The following is a 17,455-nucleotide window of genomic DNA, read 5'->3' on the forward strand; positions in this document are numbered from 1 at the left end:
TGGCTCCCTGAGTATGTTAAGCGCATTTCGGAAAAACCCCCGCTTTTAGCCAGTTTCTGTTGGGTGAGAGTCGGGGGCGCCCCCGCGGGTGCCCCCAGATATAAATTTCAGGCTTTCCGGACGACGCGATCGCGAGACACTTTCCAGGCAGCGACTTCGCTCGCCCACCAGCCCACACGTCGGCGAGACAGCTGAACTTTCTGCGGAAACTCGCCAGCCTGATGCAGGCGGTTGATCGTCGCTTTGCTAATTCCAAGATCTTCGACGACATCCGTCATGTCGATGAAGTGGTCGTTATCTAGAGCGCTCATGACACGGCCCCATCTTGGAACTTGGCGAGGTCGGACCGCCGAACGTACAGCCGGAGGTTGCTGATTGGATCGATGCCAACCCGCTCGAGCGGATCTGTTTGGGCATTCGGCTTCAAAAGCTCTGAGCCCAATGGCGTGTCGAGAATGACGTTCGTTCGCGCGGCATACCTCAGAAGCCATGCCAGCATCGGCTCGCGCTTCCACGAACCGGGCAATCGGCAATGCGCGATGATTGTACCGGCTTCGTTTAGGTCCATCACGACGCCCGAACGATCCGGCCTCATCAATGATGAAAGACCGTGACCCGGGATTTCCTGAGAGGCGAGCCACAGACATTTGAAGCCGACGCAGGCGTCCGGACGAGCCTCATAGATCGAGCATCCGCCGTTGGTACAATACTGGCAGGATTGCCGCGCTGGCTTCGGCGGTTCCATCGTAACCTTCATGAGCGTGCAGCACAGCGTGCACGAGCCGCAGGCGCCGCTCATGGCAGTACCGTCCCGACAATTGCACCGACTAAGACGGCGAGTGACGCGACCGCCCCGATAGAGAGGCATTTGTCGGTGAATGGGCTACGGTTTGGCATCACGCCCGACAGCGCTGCGCAAATTAGAGAGCCAACGAAGGCGACAGATGCGATAATTACCATCATCGCCCTGCCTCCTTCTGCTTCTCGATTGCCGCCAGGGTCCGGTCGCGATCACGTGCTGCCAACGTCGCGATCGTGGCGATCACACGGTCGAGCTGGACCTCTCTCTGCGAATCTTCGCTATGAGCGGCGATCGTGGCTGCTGCGGTGAGCACCGTAGAAACGGCCACCTCCATCAGCATGACCACAAGCTCCGGCATGTCTAAGACCTGCGCCGCTATGCGTGTTTGCCGCTGAAGGACTTCGCCAATGCGATCCTGGAGATCTTGGCCAAGCTCCTTGGCAATATTTCCTTGCGTCACGCTGCTTCCTCTCGGGCTTCTGCATGAGTGCTAGCGATCGCCGCCTCGAGCGGCAGCGGCGCGGTGTCGGCTACCGCAATCGCGGCGGGGTCGATCGGCGCGAACTGGATGAGCGGGTGCACCCAGCTCTCCGCCGCGCGCCGCATATTCGAGCGGATCGACCGCGCCGTACCGAGCAGCACGCGAATGATGAGCGGGGCTAGCTCGGGCGCTTTCAGGTTTCGCCAAGTCTTGAACGTCGCTGGCTCGACCAGCGGCTCGGCGATCGCCAGGCGCTGCGCCTTCGGCAGAAGGTCGACCATCTCGGCGGTCGGATCGACGAGGCGACGGACGGCCGCGTCGTACCCGCGCGCGGTCATATGGGCGACGGCATCGTGCACCGGCACGCGATAGCCGTCGACGTTCGCCGAGCGCTCGAGCGCCAAACCAGCGAGAACAGCAGCGGCCAAATTCTTGAGCGCCGGCGACGCGTTCAAATAATCGATCAGCGCCGCCTGGAGGTTCTTCTCGGTCATGAAGCTCTGCGCGGAGATTTCACGAAGCGCACCCTCCCAAACGCTATGGGCAAGGCTCATCTCGAGATGATCGTTCACGGCCTCGGGGATCGACTCGAATGCCGTGCCGATCGCGCGCGCCCCGATCCTGCTCGCGCGATCAGATCCAAGCGACATGCGCAGCTGCGCCCAGATGAAATAGTCGTGGCCAACTGCCTTGCCGGCATGGGCATTCTCGACCAGCGTCGCGCGCATTACCTCCCGCCGCAGCGACCGCATGACCTGGACGCCGACCTCGGTCAGCCCGTGCTGATCTTTTGCGACAGCATTTGCCGCTGCAATCGCCTGATACTCGCTGCCGGATCCGCGAATCGCATCCCCATCGTGCAGCTTGACGGTATCGGCAGAAATAGGCCGCAGACTCTTGCCGGCTGGCTCTTTCTCGCCCTTCCCCGCCTTGGCCTTATCACTCGCCCACCACCAACGCAGCTCGTGACCGCCTCCAGCGGTGATCTCGACCGTGCCGTAGATGTCACCATCAGGGAGCACGATCTTCCGCTCGGGCGCACGGCCCGCCTCGATGTCCGCAATCTCCGCCTCGTTGGGATCGTACCGCGCATTGATTTGCGCGAGCGCTTCTTCGGAACCGGGCAGCACGTCGCCAGCGCCGTCGAGCAAATTGCGGCCTTGCTCTTCGAGATCATTTTGCTCAGCCTGCAGCTGCTCGAGGCGCACCGTGGTGGCCTCATCCATGGCAGACAGACCTGCCTTCACCTCGAGCCGCCAAGTCGTACCGTATTCGTCGCGCGGGGCGGAGGGGCCGAACCGAACGGGCCGGTTTGCTCGGTGCCGGATCTCCTCGCGGATTACCTCGAGCTTTGCGTCGGCAAGCTGGCGCAGCAACCCATCGTTGTCAGCGCGGCCGCGCATCTCGGCATCATCGGCGAACAGATCGAGCTCGAAGATCCCGCCCGCGGCGCGGTATGTTTCCAGCCCGACGAAGCGCAGTAGCTTCTCGGCCTCTCGATCGCCGATCTTCATGAGCTGCCGGATAGTCGCCGGCTTCGCCTGCCATTCAGGCATTGCCGCGAGCTGGTCGTATGCCATGCGCTGCAGCGCCTGGTCTTCGGTCGCCGCGTAGGCGCAGGCTTGATCGTGCGAAAGCTTCCCGCTCGCATAAGCTTCGAAAATGGTAGCCTCGAGGTTGCTGAGACGCATCCACTGGCGGACCGCTTTCAGCGACTGACCGAAGTGCTTGGCAATCTCCTCGGCTGTCGCGCCGCGCCGCTGCGCCTTCGCGACCGCTGCATAGATCTCATACGGCCGCAGCTGGCGCCGAAGCAGGTTTTCCGCGAGCGAAAGTTCGATGATCTCGCGATCGGAGACGTTACGGACGACGGTATCAATCGGCCAGTCCATCGGAAGGTCGCCGTTGTCGACCAAGCGGCGGATCGCCCGGTACCGGCGACCGCCGGCCAAGACCGCGAACTTGCCCTTGTTGCCCTTCATTGGGTGGACGATCAGGGGCTGGAACAGACCGTGTTGCAGGATCGACGCCTGCAGGCCCTCTGTCGCGTTGGCGTCTTCCTCGTTCGTGCGGACGTTGAGATGCGACAGGCGAAGTTGATCGATCGTGTGGTTCGAGATTGTCATTGCTGGTCTCCGGCTGGTAGCCGCGAGCGCATGTCTCGACCTGGGCGGCTTTCAGGAGCGCTCACGCCGGCGGGGGCAACCGCAAGCGCGTCGGGATCGGTAAGGGGGGCCGACACCGGCCGGCCCCCCGAGCTGGACGGAAAGGTCGCGCCGCGAGCGTTGACCGCCTCCACGATCAGCGCGGCGATCGCCGTGGCGATATCGTCGCTCTGCTCGCGATTGGCGTCGACCACGAAGATCTCGCGCCCTTCGTCATCGATGACGGAACCTACCTCTTCGTCGCACAGCCGCAGCGGCAGGCGGACGTCGAGCTTGCGCAGCTCGTTGAAGAAGACTGCACGGCTGAGGTCGGATAGGCGGATCATGCGAGCCCGAGCGCGGCTTTGTACGTATCGAGTAACATCTCCGCTTCGTCGCGGTGGTGCTTCTCCATTTTCCGGAGCCGGACGATCGTGCGGATCGTCTTGATGTCGAAGCCAGTCGATTTGGCCTCGCCGTAGACGTCGGCGATATCGTCGGAGATCCCCTTTTTCTCTTCCTCAAGCCGCTCGATACGCTCGATAAGGAGTCGGAGTTGGTCGGCTGCGATTGTCTCAGACATGCGCGACCTCCGTCAGTTGGGCGACGGAAACCAGGAATGTGTTCTTAGAGTTCGTTTGCTCCAAGAGCAGCGTACCCTGCTCGGCATGCGCCTCAATCACTCGATACTGGTGATTTCGGTCGACGATCTCTAACCGCCGAACGGCACCGGTAAGGTAGCTGAGCAGTAGCTGCGCATGCGCCGTAACGCCCAAGTCGGTTTCAATTGCGCCTTCGGATGGGACGTTTTTCACAGTCCGAACAGCGCGCGAAGCGCTGCCTCCAGCCGTCCTACAATTGCGACCAGGCCGGTAGCAGTCAGCATGCCAGCCCCCAGCATGACGACAGCGCGCTCGGCCGCGCCGAAGCGCGGGCTGCACAGGTCACAATGACAATTAAGCCCGTGGATGATATCGGGCTCAGCTCGCTTCAAATTTCTCACTGTGAACGCTCCGATCGAACGAGGATGGCCAGGACGGTCGACGCTAGGGAAAGCGCGACGAGGCCAAGGCCCAGGGCAAGGATGGGATGACGTGCGATCAACATGACGATCGCGGCGCCGGTCAGAATGCAGGTTGCGTCTACGGCGAGCTGCAGGTGAGCCGATCGCTTCGGTCGAAATGGGATCATTGCGCGATTGCCTGCCCGGCTAGCGGAACACAGCACGAGCAGAGTTCTTCGCTAATCCACCAGCAAGTCGGCTTTCCGTCCTCATCACAGCACGGATCATGTTCGCTGCAACCGCACTCGATACAAATCTGAGGCGATGACAGAGCTACGCCAGCACGGATCAGGGCCAGGGCGTCCAGGACGGTCTCGTCCAGGCTGATGAAACTGACGATGGCGTTAATGGCACTGATCGATATCGGCGCGACATCGGTCTCCATCATGGTCAGCCACTGAGCACGGGTCATGGCGGAGACTGCGGGAATCGTCTCAAGGCGCAGCGCAAGTTCGTCTACGGTAAGGCCAGCGGCCTCACGCCGCTTTCGAATGTAGTTGCCGGGCGTCATCTATCGATCCTTGCGGGCAGCGGTTTACCGCCCTCGAAAGCGGGTCAGCTCGCGTGGTCGGCCAGAACAAAGTTTTAGGCGGGTCAGTCGATGGTCAAGGCGACTGCTGGCCGACGATGCCGGCCGCGCTAATGCAGCGGATCAGCGCGATCGCCTTCGATAGGGCCGCTGCGTTCTCCTCGAGCTCGCGCAGCGTTTCAGTAAAGTCCTGGGGCGATGCACCTGGGAAAGAGGCATTGACCAGCGCAACATGGGCCTCGCCTCCCTCCTTTATGACCTCCATGGCAACGCGTCCGATCGCGCGCGAATCACTGAAAAGTTCGGCGTCGGTGGCTTGCAGGAGTAGGCCGATCGTCTCGTAAATAGGCGCACCGCCGGCACCGCTCTGACGATGTGCCAGGTCCAGCTTGATCGCGTCGGCGACCGTCAGCTGCTCGCGCTTGTCTGGATCGGACAGGTTGCGCAGGTACGCCGCCTTCCGCCCCGTCGAATCGCAGGCGGCTTCGATGCCGATCCGGCCCAGCACTTTGTAGAGTGCGTTCTCGATCGAAAGGGGTGTGCGCAGCTTGGTCATGCTGAAATCGCTGTCGCAAAAGCCGGCACCGATCGACACAGACGACCGGTGCCGGCTTCCATACGCATACATGGCAGACGCTCTTTACCGAGCCACGATGGTGCGCACGCCTTGATCGCGAGGTGACGTGCGTTCCGTCCGGCCTGCCAGCGGACGAAAGGGATGAGATGGGACGTCGACGACAGGGGGAGAGAAGCCTGCCGCCGACGCTCGCCGCCCGAATAGCGGCCGAGGAGTAATGAGGAAACGAGAAAAACGCTCACCGCAACGGCTCCAGCACAGCCGTGTCGGTGTCGGGCTGCTCGATTGGGTAGAGATCCGGTCGAAGTTCGTGACGCGAAATGCCGAAAGCGGTCTCGGTCGCCAGAACATACTCGCCTGGGAGTATCATACGGTCGCGCAGCCAATAGGATACCTTCTGCTGCTTCGCACCGGTCTGCCGCTCGAATGCAACCTGGCTTCCCGCACGGGCAACGGCCCGCCGAAATGCGTTATGCGCCGATTCTTTTTGTTCGGGGGCCATACCCAGACAGCTACAACGGACTACAATCTTCTACAAGCAAATTGTTACCCGTTGTGATGGCGTTTTGGGCTACGTTCCTGCGGTGTCGGAACCATACTTCTTGATTGCCGAGGATTTGCAAGCCCGTCGTGTCAGACAGGGCTGGTCTGCGCACCAGCTTGCGCGTCGCACTATGTTGGTTGCGGCCGAGATGGGCGAGGAAATGTCGCTTACTCAGCAAGCCGTATCTCAGTTCGAGAACAAAAAGCTCAAGTCTGTGCCCCGTTGGGTACAATTTGCAGAAACGGCGTTGGACGTTGTGGGGCTCTCCCCTGACGAGCGCCGAGCGCTGCTTATAAAGCGTTTTGGACGGTTTGAAGCGCAGACGCCGACTGGTGCCGCGCACCTAGAAGACGGTGATGAGCGAGAAATAGTAAAATACTTTTCACGGATCTCACCTGCAAATCGTGCTGCGATCCTGCAGCTTGTCAGATGTTTGGCTGTAGGAGTCGACACCACCGTACATCCATCATCCGGCCGCGCCGACCGGATGAGCAAGAAGGAAGGGCGATGATGAACATTGCACCAGATGATAATTGTTTTGCTGAGCCGATTACTAAGGGCGAAGTGTCGATATTAGCTGTGAAGATTACGAGTCTTATGAACATCGTCGTTGCAGCCCTGGGTCACTCGCATCATGGAAATGGCGATGGACTTAGCCTTGAACTGCAGAATTACACAGAAGCAGCACAGGAACTTTTGAATGAGGTCGATCGAATGGTCCGTCCGAACGACCACAAACCCGGCTAGTGACAATCACCTTTGTGAGCTTGGGAACCTATGTAAACGATAGCTCCGCGGCCTAGAGTATCAGCACGAGCGCACGTCGTCTTGCCCAAAGGATCGCTCTCTGGCAAAAGCTCTGCCCATGTCAGAGAACGATTTTTACGAAGCCCTCGCTGCACTCCGGGTCAGGACTGACAATCTCAAGGCTAGGATCGCTTCTATAACATCTGAAGGCGTCGCGCGTCAGTCTGCCAAAGCGGAGTTGAGCGACGCCGGACGTGATCTGACAGCCCTCAATGAGATGGTCGGCCGCCTCCCTACGAAATCCTGGTTTCTTGTCACAGTGGCAGGGCAAATAATCGTGCTCACCTTGGTCGTCGGTTTGTTGCTCCGATTTGGGCTGCTTTCGGGCTGACGCGTCGGCTTGGATCGCCCGTCAACGAGTTGCAATTCAGCGTCGACATTCGATCTCGTTGCGCGCAGCCTGAGCCATAAACGCGCTGCGGGTCAGGCTTCGAGCGTTCGCCGCCTTGTCGATCGCGTCGAGCATCCCATGATCAAGCGACAGATTCACCCGCGCCAGCTTGCCGGTGTTACGAATGAAGGGCACAGCGAGAATGAAGGCCCCCTGACGTAATTCGTCTGCTGCATATGATTGCACCTGATCAAGCCGAAGCGGTTTAACCTCCTTCGCATCCTCAAACCATAATTCCAGAGCATCGCACGCATTGGGCAATAGCTGCGCCATATCGTCTGATGCCGAAAAGCAGCCTGGGAGATCGGGAAACGTCACGCCAAAAGCGCTATCCTCGTCCTGGTGTACGACGGCGTAAAAATACTTCATCACTTCACTCCTTGTGTCGTCATTAGATCCAACCGGCCATCTTCGCGATGCTACGTGCGGTGCCCAGCGGCAGGTCCTTTTTGGGATGGGGCACGATGACGGTGACAGCACCGTTGCGGAACTTGTGATGAGAGCCTTTGGCCGACACGAAGGTGAAACCCTCGCCGATAAGCCGCTTGACGATCAATTTGCTGTCCCGTTCCATACACATCTATTTACACACTGGAGTTTGGTTTAGCAATAGTCATGGCTGTCGGCGAGACGATAAGTTTCTCGCTTTTTTGCACATTCTCCCTATGTTCCAGCCGGGAGCATGGGGTTGCAGCATTGATGCGAGACTTAGCTCGTCACCCAGTGTTGGTGCCGCGACGCGACGAGGCACTCGCGTTCATTATCGAACGAATTGGCCGGACTGGCACGAGCCCAACGTTCGACGAGATCGGGATTAAACTCGGGGTGAGCGATACCCGCGCCCGCCAGTTAGTGGCTCAACTGGTCCAGCGCGGTTCGCTGGAGAAGGTCCCGGGTAGTGTTCGCGGCTTGCGCGTCCGCGACATGGGCGGCTCAAGAAATGCGCTCGAGCAAGTTCTGCGTCACCTCGGCTGGCATATTGCAGCGCCCATGGGTGAACTTGAGACCCCCTTCCCGCATCAGAAGCTACCGATGCTGCCGCCTTTCGAGCATCTCCCCGACATCGATTAAAGCACCATCGACCGGGGTCCTTATGATCAACGTTGCTCATACTAAAGCCGCACTCGCTGCCCTGGAGGGCGATACGATCGCCTTGCCGAAAGCGCAGGTCGCCCAGCTGCTCGACGAGGTCGAGAGCGGCCAGCGTGCGCGACGGGCGCTCATAAATATCAAAACGATCATCGCGATCGGGGCAAACGCCGCGAGTGTACCGGCATGAGCGACATCGAGATAGGTCATCCAGCGGCGATCGATGTCGCCGGCATGCCGTATCTGCGCGACGCAAAGGGTAGTCTCGTGCCGATCGCCTCAGTGAAGGCGGCCGACTTGCTGATGGACGAGACGGTGCGAGAGATTCTGACGAAAGCGCGGGAGGTGAACGCCCTGATCGCGGAATTCAAAGCGCAGACGTTCCAGAGCGTCGGCGACCTTCAGGCGTTAATCGCTCAGAACTATGGGGCCACCATCGGTGGCAAGAAGGGCAACATCACGTTGATGTCGTTCGACGGTTGCCAGAAGGTGCAAGTCCAGGTCGCCGACCTCTTGGAATTCGGACCCGAGCTGCAGGCCGCCAAGATATTGATCGACGAATGCCTGACCGAATGGGCAGTCGGTAGCGCGGTAGAACTTCGCGCGCTCGTCAATCGCGTGTTCCAGGTCGACAAAGAAGGACAGATCAACCGGGCGGAACTGTTCATGCTGCTTCGCGTGGAGATCCAGGACGATCGCTGGAAGAGCGCAATGGAGGCAATCCACGACTCGATCCGGGTCATCGGGTCACGCACCTATGTCCGGTTCTACGATCGTGCGGGCCCCGACGCAGGGTGGCGAGCAGTCACTGTCGATCTCGCGGCTGCCTGAGCATGGACAACGCGACGACGGCGCGGCGACCGCGCGCGAGCGATTGGTGCATTCTGCGCACATCGCCGGGGCGGACGCTGCAGCTCGCTGCATCCCTTGTCGCGGCTGGGCTCGATGTATGGTCGCCGGCGCAAACGTACGACCGCCGCAAACCGCGTAGCAAGGCTACCGTCGAAATCACCGCCGCGATTATGCCGACCTTCGTGTTCGCTCGGGCGGGCCTGCTACCAGAACTGATGCGGATCCACGCACTGCCGGTTAGCCCGCACCCGCCATTCTCCATTTTCCGCCACCTTGGCGGGACCGTCCTTCTGTTCGACCGCGAGATCGCCAACCTCCGCGAGGCAGAAGAGCTCAGGCAGCGCGCCCGGTTGAAGGTGAAGGATCTCCGGCAGCGCGCCGAACTGCGGAGGTCGCACCGGCACGTCTTCCCTACCGGACAGAAGGTCAACCTGCAGGAAGGGAGCTTCGTCGGATTAGAGGGCGTCGTTCAGGGCGGTGACGGCAAGTTCGCTCTGGTTTGCTTCGGCGGTGCCCAGGCGTTCAAAATCGCAACTTTTCTTTTACGAACTGAGGATATAGAGACCAACTCATAGCGTGGCTCCATGAGTCGCGCGCGCTGCCGCCTCAGCGGCTTCGGCGAGTAGGACTGGCTGGTCTTTCGACCTTACCGCCCTCGCCATCAAACGCAGAAGCTGTGCTTCGGGCGATGTCCGACGGCTATCTCCCACCTGACCTGACCATTGTCGGAGATGCCCATTGGCAATCCAGCCCCGCCTGAGCACAGCCGAGAAGGTGCGCCAAGCTGCGAACCTCGCGCTAGCTGCTGCTGAAGACATGGAGATTGGCTCGAAGTCGATGAGCCGCGTTGAGCGGCTGATCGATGACGTTGAACGCGCGGCAAAGGATATGCGCGCGGCTGTGCGCGGGTCAGGTGTTCGCTAGCCATTGGATGCGGACCGGCGAAGTCATGAGCCGGATGTCGGGCCATATTGCATCGCTTGTGATTGGCGTTGCCGAGCGCCAAGCCTCTAGCGCCACGGCGACCGTCCAGACAGCTATAGACGCAAAGCGCAATCGCGTTCCAAACGAAGAGGATGCGATTATGCCGATGGTGCAATGCGGCGCAGACGTTATCGTCAATAGCGCGCACATCTCCACTATCGAATGGGAGCGCGGTCATTCCTTTACGATGCTCATCATCACGATGCAGGATGGCAGGGCAATCAGGTTGAAGCATCAGCCACCATACGGCTTGGATTGCTATGCGATCGAGGCAGCGCTGCTCGAAGCCGCGAAGGCGACCGACATTCGAAGCCATGGTTGATCACCGCAAGCCATGGCAACATAGCGGTCCGGACAAGCGCCTCCGCGGTCGAGCCGGGCAGAAGCAGCGCCAGCGCCGCCTCGAAAGAACGCATGGTCTTTGCGAGATGTGTGATGCCGAAGGCTTCGTGACGCCCGCGACCGTGGTCAATCACAAGGTGCCGCTTGCGCACGGTGGTGCCGATACGGACGAAAACACGGAGAACCTTTGCGATCGGCATGACGTGATCGTCACGGCACAGCAGTTCGGCAAGGCGGTACCGGTCGAGGGCAAGGGCATCAGCCGAGACGGCAGGCCGACCAGCGCTGACCACCCGTGGAACCGCACGCGTCGTTGCTGACCCAAGTGCCGCGCGCGCGCTGTGACATTTCAGCAACAGACCGCAGGCGGGGGTCAAAAGTCTGAGCCGACCGACGCCGGACACCGCATCGACCCTCCGTACGCACTGAGAGCAAATTTGGAGGGGGGAGGGTTTCGGCTCGTTCGCCCCGGGAGTGCGGCATGGTCGATATTGTAGCGATCGACGGCGGCGACGGTGTTCCGCCCGAGCCGAACTGGCGGTCGATCTTCGGCCGCGTCGGTGACCGAGAGGCGGCGGCGGGATACTGGAAGGCGCTCGTTAGCGAGATCCGCGGCGCCGAGAAGTTGGCCGTCGCCAACGCGCATTCGATCAAGCGCTTGGTTGTCGCCTATGTCACCTACGACATCAGTGCTCGTGAGGTGCTGAAGACCGGCCCGGTCATGAAGGCCAAGAAAACCGGCGTTCCGACGTACAACCCGTGGTGGACCACCATGAGCAATGCCGCCAGCCATGCGCAGGCACTCGAAAAGGAGTTGTGTGTCAGCCCGCGCGATCGCGGCGCCGGCGCAAAGGTCGCCAAGAAGGTGAACAAGGTGACTGGCTCCGCTCGGTACATCAAGCAGCGTGGCTAACCGCTTTCTCGCCGAACAGGATCCGACAACGGCCTGGGCGAAGGCCGCCATAGAGGGGAAGCTGTTTACTTCTGGCGAACTGGTGAAGCACGCGGCCGAGCGGCACCTGCGCGATATCCGCGATGGCGAACGTCGCGGTATCTATTGGCGACCAGACGCCGCGGCGCACGCGCTTGGGTTCTTGCCGTCGGTTTTCCAGGTCACAGACGGTCCGGCTCAGGGGCAGCCGTTCTATCCGCTCGAGTGGCACACGTTCGTCATGGGGTCGCTGTTCGGTTGGCGTACCGCGACCGACCGCTGGCGCTTCCGGTCCGGTTGGCTTGAAACAGGGAAAGGGCAAGCGAAGTCCCCGCTGATGGGCGCGATCGGCGTCTACATCATGGGTTGGTGCGACATTCAGCGAGCTCAATGCTACGCGATTGGCGAAGACAAGAAGACCGCCAATGTGTTGTTCCGCGATGCGGCGGCCATGTGCCGTGCGACGATTCCGGACCATGACGACGGCGAAAGCCTCGAGCAGCTGGGCGAAGTCGTCATCCGCGGGGAGCTGGAGAACGCGTGGAAGATCGAGCATCCCGATAGCGGGTCGTTCTTCCAGCCCATTGCCAGCGGCGAAAGCCTATCCGGGCCGCGGCCAAACTACGTGGCAGGCGACGAAATCCACGAGCTTACCGACGAGAACGTGCTTCAAACCTGGAAGCGCGGCATCGATAAGGTCGCTGGTCACGCCCTGATGCTGATGGGGACCAACACCCCTGCAACGACCCAGCACGTGGGCACCTCCTATTCGGAGATGTACCAGCAGATTGCCAAAGGCGAGGCGCGGGACGACACCGCATTCGCATTCGTTGCGCGGATCGACAAAGGCGATCGCGAGACCGTGTTCGAGAACGAACGGGTATGGCAGAAATCACTGCCGGCGCTTGGCGAGACCTTCCCGATCGAGAACATTCGGGAGACAGTTGCCAGTGCGCTCTTGCGGCCGTCAACAAAGTCGAGCGTGTTGCGCCTCTATTTTGGCGTCGACACCGCCTCTGCCGATTTCTGGATCGACGAAGAGAAATGGTCGGCAGTGCAGGGTCCGGTGGATGAAACCACCATGCGGCACCGCTATTGCAGGCTTGCGCTGGATCTTGCGCAGAAGAACGATTTGACTGCGCTGTCGGCCGCTTGGGAAGCCCTGGGCGACGAGAAGCTCGCCGTGAAAAGCTGGTATTGGACCGCGCGTGGCAATTCGCCAGGCCATCTGAAGGAAAAAGGCGAGCGCGATATCGCGCCATATGTCGAATGGGTCGAAGACGGGTTCCTCGTGGCAACGCCCGGCGAAACGATCGATCTCACTTTCGTGGCGATGCAGGTGGCGAAGCTTAATGCCGAGCAGAACGTGCTCGAATTGGTCGTCGATCCCGCCTTCATCGCGAGCTTCATGGATGCCTGCGCCCAGGTTGGGCTTGAGGTATGGCTCTACGGTGGCCCGGATAAGCCCGAAGGCCGCGGTCTCAAGATCGTGTCTCACGCTCAGGGCATGCGGGTGATGTTCGAAGACCGGCAGCTATGCATGCCGCACTCGATTACGAAGACCGAAGACGCCATCCTCGAAGAACGGGTCATCATCGATGACTCGCCTGTCACGTACAGCTGCGCAGCCAATGCCGCGATCGATTCAGACGGTCAGGGCAACCGGATGTTCAACAAGAAGAAGTCGCGCGGCCGGATCGATGGGATGGTCACCACGGCCATGGCGATCGGTGCCGCTACGGCTCGCGATAAGCCGAAAAAGAAGTCGGTCTATGCCGCACGCGGCGCGCTGATGTTATGATTGGAGGCGGCATGGGTGCTCAGTCGCCAGACGATTATCGCCGTATGTCGGGATATCGGCGTTCAAGCGCCAATGGCATGGCGATCACCGCGCCGCACGCATCCTGGGCGTACGACAACAACCCGCTGAGCGAGGACCTTGTCTTCGAGGACATGCTCGACCCGCGACTGGCGGCGTTCATGGGAGGCGGTCGCAGCACCGCGGCTGGTGTCCATATCGGCCAGCACATCGCGCTTCGTGACAGCACGTTTTTCCGCGCGATCAATCTCATCGCATCCGCGGTTGGCATGTTGCCGGTCCACCTGATGCGGCGGCTCGACAACGGCGATACCGAGGAAGCGCGCGATCACCCGCTGTTCGGCGTACTGCATCGCAAGCCGAACGACTATCAGACCGCGCTTGAGTTCAAGAGCCAGATGCAAACGGCCGCCCTGCTCGACGGCAACGCGTACGCGCTCGTGATCCGGGGCTTTAAGGGTCGGATCGTTTCGCTGGTGCCACTCAAGCGGGGGAGCGTGACACCACTCCTATCGGACGATTTCCAGCTGACGTTCCGGTATGAGCGGCCGAACGGCGGACAAGTGATCCTGCCTGCGCGCGACATTTTCCACTTCCGGTCAATGGTCACGGTTGACGGACTGCGCGGCATCGCGCTGCTCGATGTCGCGGCGCAGGCGCTCGGCATCGCTGTGCAGGCTGAGCGCGCTGCGGCGCGTCTGTTCAAGAACGGGATGCTCGCCGGCGGATCGCTGCAGACTGATCAAACGCTCGGGCCGGAAGCGATCGAGAACCTCAAGCAAAGCCTCGAAGAGCGATATTCGGGAGCGGACAACGCCGGCAAGTTTCTGATCCTTGAGGAGGGGCTGAAGCTGGTCATGTCGACCATGTCCCCGAAGGATTCGCAACACCTCGAAACGCGCAAGCATCAGGCCGAAGAGTTGGCGCGGTTCACCGGCGTTCCGCGGCCGCTGCTGATGTTCGACGAAACCAGCTGGGGTACCGGGATCGGGCAGCTCGGCCAGTTTTTCGTGACCTATTGCCTGGGGGCATGGTTCGTTGCGTGGGAACAGGCGATCGAGCGTTGCTTGGATCCAGGGGAGCAAGGCGTCCTCTACCCGAAATTCAACGATGGCGCGCTTCTGCGCGGATCGCCGACCGATCAGGCCTCCTTCTTCTCGAAGGCACTGGGCGCGGGCGGATCGCAAGCCTGGATGACCCCCAACGAAGTCCGCGCAAATTTCGAGCAGAACAAGATCGAGGGTGGCGATGAGCTGCCTGAACGCATGGCGGACAAGGGCGGCGCGGAAGACCCACCCGCTGATCCGACTGGCAAGCCGCCCGCGAAGGAGTCCCAATGACCGAACCGACCAAGGCACCGGGTAAGCCGGCTTCCATTCAGACGCTCGAAGGCCGCCCGGTCCCGGGTAAGCCAGCCACGAACGCTGTGCCCGGCGCGCCGCGTGCTATCATCGGCGGCGTGAAGGCCAAGGAGCGTCCATCCGCGCTCCCCGTCCCTGCCAACCGGGCAGTTTCCGCTCTGACCAAGCCCAGCATTCTCGACAAATGGTCGGCGGACGCGGCTGGGATCCGCGCGGTTGCCAGCGGTGACAACGTCATCACCATGTTCGACGTGATCGGCGAGGACTGGTGGTCCGGCGGTGGTATCACGGCAAAGAGCGTAACTGCCCAGCTGCGCGCGATCGGCGATCGACCCGTCGAGGTCCAAATCAATTCCCCCGGCGGCGATATGTTCGAGGGGCTGGCCATCTATAACGTGCTGCGCGAGCATTCGCAGCCAGTTACCGTCAAGGTGATGGGAATGGCTGCGTCCGCCGCATCCGTGATCGCGATGGCAGGCGATACCATCGAAATCGGCGCCGCCGCTTTTCTCATGATCCACAATTGTTGGGTATGCGCGGCCGGCAACCGTCATGACATGGCGGAAGTCGCCAGCTTTCTGGCGCCCTTCGATACCGCCATGGCCGATGTCTATGCACAGCGGACCGGGGCGAACGCAGCGGACTGCGCAAAGTGGATGGATGCCGAGACGTACATGTCGGGATCGATGGCGATCGAGCGTGGGTTTGCTGACGCGCTACTCGCAGCCGACCAGACAAAAGTCGATGAGACGACCAAGGCCTCGGACCGCGAGCGCACGGCCATCACCGCGCTTGAGCTCAAGCTCGTAGCTGGCGGTGACACCCGTGCGCAGGCGCGCGAACATATCACCAAGATCAAGGGCACGCCCGGCGCTGCCCCTGAAGCCGACACGCCAGGCGCTGGCGGCGACACCGAGCTTTGCGGCCTGATGGCCACCCTGCTCTCCACCATCCGTCCATAAGGAACAGGACCATGAAGATGTTTTCGATGTCCGCCCTCGCGGCGGCTGCGGCGGTGTGCGCCATGCCGTTTCGTACCAAGGCGGCGCCCACTTTGACGCTTGCGGCTCCTACCATTCCCCCCATGCCGCGCGCGATCGTGGGCGCCACGGTTCGCGCGGAAGCGGCAACCGACCCGAAGGCAATGATCGCGGCGCTGAATGGGGCGTTCGAAGAGTTCAAGAAGACCCATGCCCAGGAGGTTTCCGACATCAAGGCCGGGAAGACCGATGTGGTCACGACCGACAAGATGGCGAAGATCAACGAGACGCTGAACGATCTTCAGGCGGCTATCGATACCCAGGCCAAGCAGATCGCAGCCGGGAACCTGCATGGGAACGGCGGCCGCGAAATTTCCGATCCCGGTTATACCACGCTGTTCGGGTCGTTCATGCGCGATGGCACGCGTGAACAGGAGGAGAAGCTCAAGTCCGAGAGCAAGGTTGGCGTCCGCGCGGCCATGTCCGAGGGATCCGGCACGGACGGCGGCTATACGGCACCGATCGAATGGGACCGGACCGTCACCGAACGCCTCAAGCTGATCTCGCCGATCCGTGCCGAGGCAACCGTTCAGTCGATCAGCAAGGCCGGCTTCATCAAGCTGTTCACCGATCGCACGATCGGTTCTGGCTGGGTTGGCGAGACCGCGTCGCGAGCGGCAACGGCGACGCCACAGTTCACCGCGTTGCCCTTCACTCCCGGCGAGATTTACGCGAACGCAGCTGCGTCGCAGGACCTGCTGGATGACAGCGAGGTCAACATGGAAACCTGGTTGCCCGGGCAGATCGAACTCGAGTTCTCGCGCCAGGAGGGCATTGCCTTCGTCGCCGGCGATGGCGTGAACAAGCCGTTTGGCGTGCTCAGCTACGTCACCGGTGGTTCTGCAGCGGCGCGTCATCCGTGGGGCGATATCAAGACCCACGGCGTGAAGACGGCTGGCCAGATCGATGCCGATTCCGTTTCGCAGATCATCTATGATCTTCCGGCGATGTATCAGCCCAACGCCAAGTTCTTCATGAACCGCCAGACGATGAGCGCGGTTCGGCTGCTGAAGGACTCGACCGGCCGATACTACTGGCAGCCGACCTATCAGGTTGGTCAGCCTTCGACGCTGCTCGGCGCTCCGATCGTCGACGTGCCGGACATGCCGAATATCGGCGCCGCGGCGGTGCCGATGCTGTTCGGCGATATGCGCGAGGCGTACCTGGTCATCGACCGGATCGGCTTCCGCGTCCTGCGGGATCCGTACACGAACAAGCCGTACATCGCGTTCTACTGCACGAAGCGCGTCGGCGGCGGCGTGAAGAACCCGGACGCCCTCAAGGCGCTCCAGCTCTGATCGCGAGGCTGGGCGCTTCGCGCGCCCAGCCGCCTTTCCTCAACGCAAGACGATAGGAGGCCCTCATGGCCGATGACACGAAGACGACGTCCACCCCGGGCATCCGTGCCGATCTCGACACGTCCGGTCCCGCCGGTATCCCCGCCGCTGCCGATTTCAGCACCAGCGGTGCGCCGGTTCAGATCGTGCCGGATGTCGACCCGTCGCATCCCGCGGTCGACAACGATCCCCGTGCCCATACGACGCTCGATATGAACCGGATCGACTACAACGATCCGACGATCGACGGACCCGAGGCGGCGGCAAAGATGCTGGCTGCCCAGGCGTCGACTGCGAAGAAGACCGACACCAAGAGCTAAGCCTTGCCGCCGCGTGTCCCGCGCGGTGCGAGCGGGGCCGGT

At 61.3% G+C, this 17,455-nt stretch carries 26 protein-coding genes; 15 read left to right on the forward strand and 11 right to left on the reverse strand.

Annotated elements, in window-relative coordinates:
- Window positions 1-107: 107 nt before the first annotated feature.
- From L8K25_RS20365 to L8K25_RS20405, 9 genes are all read right to left on the reverse strand, one after another.
- Entirely contained in the window at window positions 108-311 is a 204-nt protein-coding gene (locus L8K25_RS20365) for an AlpA family phage regulatory protein (RefSeq protein WP_242140832.1), read from the reverse strand.
- Window positions 308-745 carry a hypothetical protein gene (locus L8K25_RS20370; protein ID WP_242140834.1) on the reverse strand — a complete coding sequence of 146 codons (438 nt, stop codon included), beginning with the start codon at window positions 743-745 and terminating at the stop codon, window positions 308-310. Before L8K25_RS20370 ends, L8K25_RS20365 begins: the two co-directional genes overlap by 4 nt.
- Before the next feature lie 214 nt (window positions 746-959).
- Window positions 960-1,262: a hypothetical protein gene (locus L8K25_RS20375; RefSeq protein ID WP_242140835.1), complete on the reverse strand. Its 303-nt coding sequence runs from the start codon at window positions 1,260-1,262 to the stop codon at window positions 960-962.
- Window positions 1,259-3,409, reverse strand: a complete 2,151-nt coding sequence (locus L8K25_RS20380; RefSeq protein ID WP_242140836.1) for a ParB/RepB/Spo0J family partition protein — start codon at window positions 3,407-3,409, stop codon at window positions 1,259-1,261. The genes L8K25_RS20375 and L8K25_RS20380 overlap by 4 nt, the downstream gene beginning before the upstream one ends.
- Window positions 3,406-3,774, reverse strand: a complete 369-nt coding sequence (locus tag L8K25_RS20385) for a hypothetical protein (RefSeq protein ID WP_242140837.1) — start codon at window positions 3,772-3,774, stop codon at window positions 3,406-3,408. The genes L8K25_RS20380 and L8K25_RS20385 overlap by 4 nt, the downstream gene beginning before the upstream one ends.
- Window positions 3,771-4,010, reverse strand: a complete 240-nt coding sequence (locus L8K25_RS20390; protein WP_242140839.1) for a DUF2312 domain-containing protein — start codon at window positions 4,008-4,010, stop codon at window positions 3,771-3,773. The genes L8K25_RS20385 and L8K25_RS20390 overlap by 4 nt, the downstream gene beginning before the upstream one ends.
- A gap of 604 nt (window positions 4,011-4,614) precedes the next feature.
- On the reverse strand, window positions 4,615-5,001 hold the full coding sequence (locus L8K25_RS20395; protein WP_242140841.1) for a helix-turn-helix transcriptional regulator: 387 nt from the start codon (window positions 4,999-5,001) through the stop codon (window positions 4,615-4,617).
- A 94-nt stretch (window positions 5,002-5,095) separates the two neighbouring features.
- Window positions 5,096-5,575 carry a hypothetical protein gene (locus L8K25_RS20400; protein ID WP_242140842.1) on the reverse strand — a complete coding sequence of 160 codons (480 nt, stop codon included), beginning with the start codon at window positions 5,573-5,575 and terminating at the stop codon, window positions 5,096-5,098.
- Window positions 5,576-5,834: 259 nt separating this feature from the next.
- Complete coding sequence (locus L8K25_RS20405; RefSeq protein ID WP_242140844.1) at window positions 5,835-6,098, reverse strand: YdaS family helix-turn-helix protein; 264 nt, start codon at window positions 6,096-6,098, stop codon at window positions 5,835-5,837.
- A 100-nt stretch (window positions 6,099-6,198) separates the two neighbouring features.
- Here L8K25_RS20405 and L8K25_RS20410 point away from each other — a divergent pair, with 100 nt between their 5' ends.
- Complete coding sequence (locus L8K25_RS20410) at window positions 6,199-6,651, forward strand: hypothetical protein (RefSeq protein WP_242140845.1); 453 nt, start codon at window positions 6,199-6,201, stop codon at window positions 6,649-6,651.
- Window positions 6,648-6,887, forward strand: a complete 240-nt coding sequence (locus L8K25_RS20415; protein ID WP_242140846.1) for a hypothetical protein — start codon at window positions 6,648-6,650, stop codon at window positions 6,885-6,887. Before L8K25_RS20410 ends, L8K25_RS20415 begins: the two co-directional genes overlap by 4 nt.
- A 427-nt stretch (window positions 6,888-7,314) precedes the next feature.
- Here the strand turns inward: L8K25_RS20415 and L8K25_RS20420 are convergent, their stop codons facing one another.
- Entirely contained in the window at window positions 7,315-7,707 is a 393-nt protein-coding gene (locus L8K25_RS20420) for a type II toxin-antitoxin system HicB family antitoxin (RefSeq protein ID WP_242140847.1), read from the reverse strand.
- Between the two features lie 22 nt (window positions 7,708-7,729).
- Window positions 7,730-7,912: a type II toxin-antitoxin system HicA family toxin gene (locus L8K25_RS20425; protein ID WP_242140848.1), complete on the reverse strand. Its 183-nt coding sequence runs from the start codon at window positions 7,910-7,912 to the stop codon at window positions 7,730-7,732.
- A gap of 41 nt (window positions 7,913-7,953) precedes the next feature.
- Between L8K25_RS20425 and L8K25_RS20430 the strand changes: the two genes are divergently transcribed.
- The 13 genes from L8K25_RS20430 (at window position 7,954) to L8K25_RS20490 (ending at window position 17,413) form a co-directional block, all read left to right on the forward strand.
- Complete coding sequence (locus L8K25_RS20430) at window positions 7,954-8,409, forward strand: hypothetical protein (protein WP_242140849.1); 456 nt, start codon at window positions 7,954-7,956, stop codon at window positions 8,407-8,409.
- Between the two features lie 22 nt (window positions 8,410-8,431).
- Window positions 8,432-8,617 carry a hypothetical protein gene (locus L8K25_RS20435; RefSeq protein ID WP_242140850.1) on the forward strand — a complete coding sequence of 62 codons (186 nt, stop codon included), beginning with the start codon at window positions 8,432-8,434 and terminating at the stop codon, window positions 8,615-8,617.
- Complete coding sequence (locus L8K25_RS20440; protein WP_242140851.1) at window positions 8,614-9,258, forward strand: DUF3164 family protein; 645 nt, start codon at window positions 8,614-8,616, stop codon at window positions 9,256-9,258. The genes L8K25_RS20435 and L8K25_RS20440 overlap by 4 nt, the downstream gene beginning before the upstream one ends.
- Before the next feature lie 2 nt (window positions 9,259-9,260).
- Window positions 9,261-9,854 carry a hypothetical protein gene (locus L8K25_RS20445; RefSeq protein ID WP_242140853.1) on the forward strand — a complete coding sequence of 198 codons (594 nt, stop codon included), beginning with the start codon at window positions 9,261-9,263 and terminating at the stop codon, window positions 9,852-9,854.
- 163 nt (window positions 9,855-10,017) lie between these two features.
- A complete protein-coding gene (locus tag L8K25_RS20450) occupies window positions 10,018-10,203 on the forward strand; it encodes a hypothetical protein (RefSeq protein WP_242140854.1) in 186 nt (61 codons plus the stop codon).
- 25 nt (window positions 10,204-10,228) lie between these two features.
- Complete coding sequence (locus tag L8K25_RS20455; protein ID WP_242140856.1) at window positions 10,229-10,585, forward strand: hypothetical protein; 357 nt, start codon at window positions 10,229-10,231, stop codon at window positions 10,583-10,585.
- A gap of 106 nt (window positions 10,586-10,691) precedes the next feature.
- Complete coding sequence (locus tag L8K25_RS20460; RefSeq protein ID WP_242140857.1) at window positions 10,692-10,925, forward strand: HNH endonuclease; 234 nt, start codon at window positions 10,692-10,694, stop codon at window positions 10,923-10,925.
- A 161-nt stretch (window positions 10,926-11,086) separates the two neighbouring features.
- Window positions 11,087-11,518, forward strand: a complete 432-nt coding sequence (locus L8K25_RS20465; RefSeq protein ID WP_242140858.1) for a P27 family phage terminase small subunit — start codon at window positions 11,087-11,089, stop codon at window positions 11,516-11,518.
- Window positions 11,511-13,337, forward strand: coding sequence for a terminase TerL endonuclease subunit (locus tag L8K25_RS20470; RefSeq protein ID WP_242140859.1), 1,827 nt, complete (start codon window positions 11,511-11,513; stop codon window positions 13,335-13,337). Before L8K25_RS20465 ends, L8K25_RS20470 begins: the two co-directional genes overlap by 8 nt.
- Window positions 13,338-13,348: 11 nt before the next feature.
- Window positions 13,349-14,695 (forward strand): phage portal protein, encoded by a 1,347-nt coding sequence (locus L8K25_RS20475; RefSeq protein ID WP_242140860.1) that lies wholly within the window; start codon window positions 13,349-13,351, stop codon window positions 14,693-14,695.
- On the forward strand, window positions 14,692-15,678 hold the full coding sequence (locus L8K25_RS20480) for a head maturation protease, ClpP-related (protein WP_242140861.1): 987 nt from the start codon (window positions 14,692-14,694) through the stop codon (window positions 15,676-15,678). Before L8K25_RS20475 ends, L8K25_RS20480 begins: the two co-directional genes overlap by 4 nt.
- An 11-nt stretch (window positions 15,679-15,689) precedes the next feature.
- Complete coding sequence (locus L8K25_RS20485; protein ID WP_242140862.1) at window positions 15,690-17,054, forward strand: phage major capsid protein; 1,365 nt, start codon at window positions 15,690-15,692, stop codon at window positions 17,052-17,054.
- 65 nt (window positions 17,055-17,119) lie between these two features.
- Window positions 17,120-17,413 (forward strand): hypothetical protein, encoded by a 294-nt coding sequence (locus L8K25_RS20490; protein ID WP_242140863.1) that lies wholly within the window; start codon window positions 17,120-17,122, stop codon window positions 17,411-17,413.
- The last annotated feature ends 42 nt before the right edge of the window (window positions 17,414-17,455 follow it).

The sequence above is a fragment of the Sphingomonas sp. TREG-RG-20F-R18-01 genome, from assembly GCF_022662475.1.
Taxonomy (GTDB): Bacteria; Pseudomonadota; Alphaproteobacteria; order Sphingomonadales; family Sphingomonadaceae; genus Sphingomonas.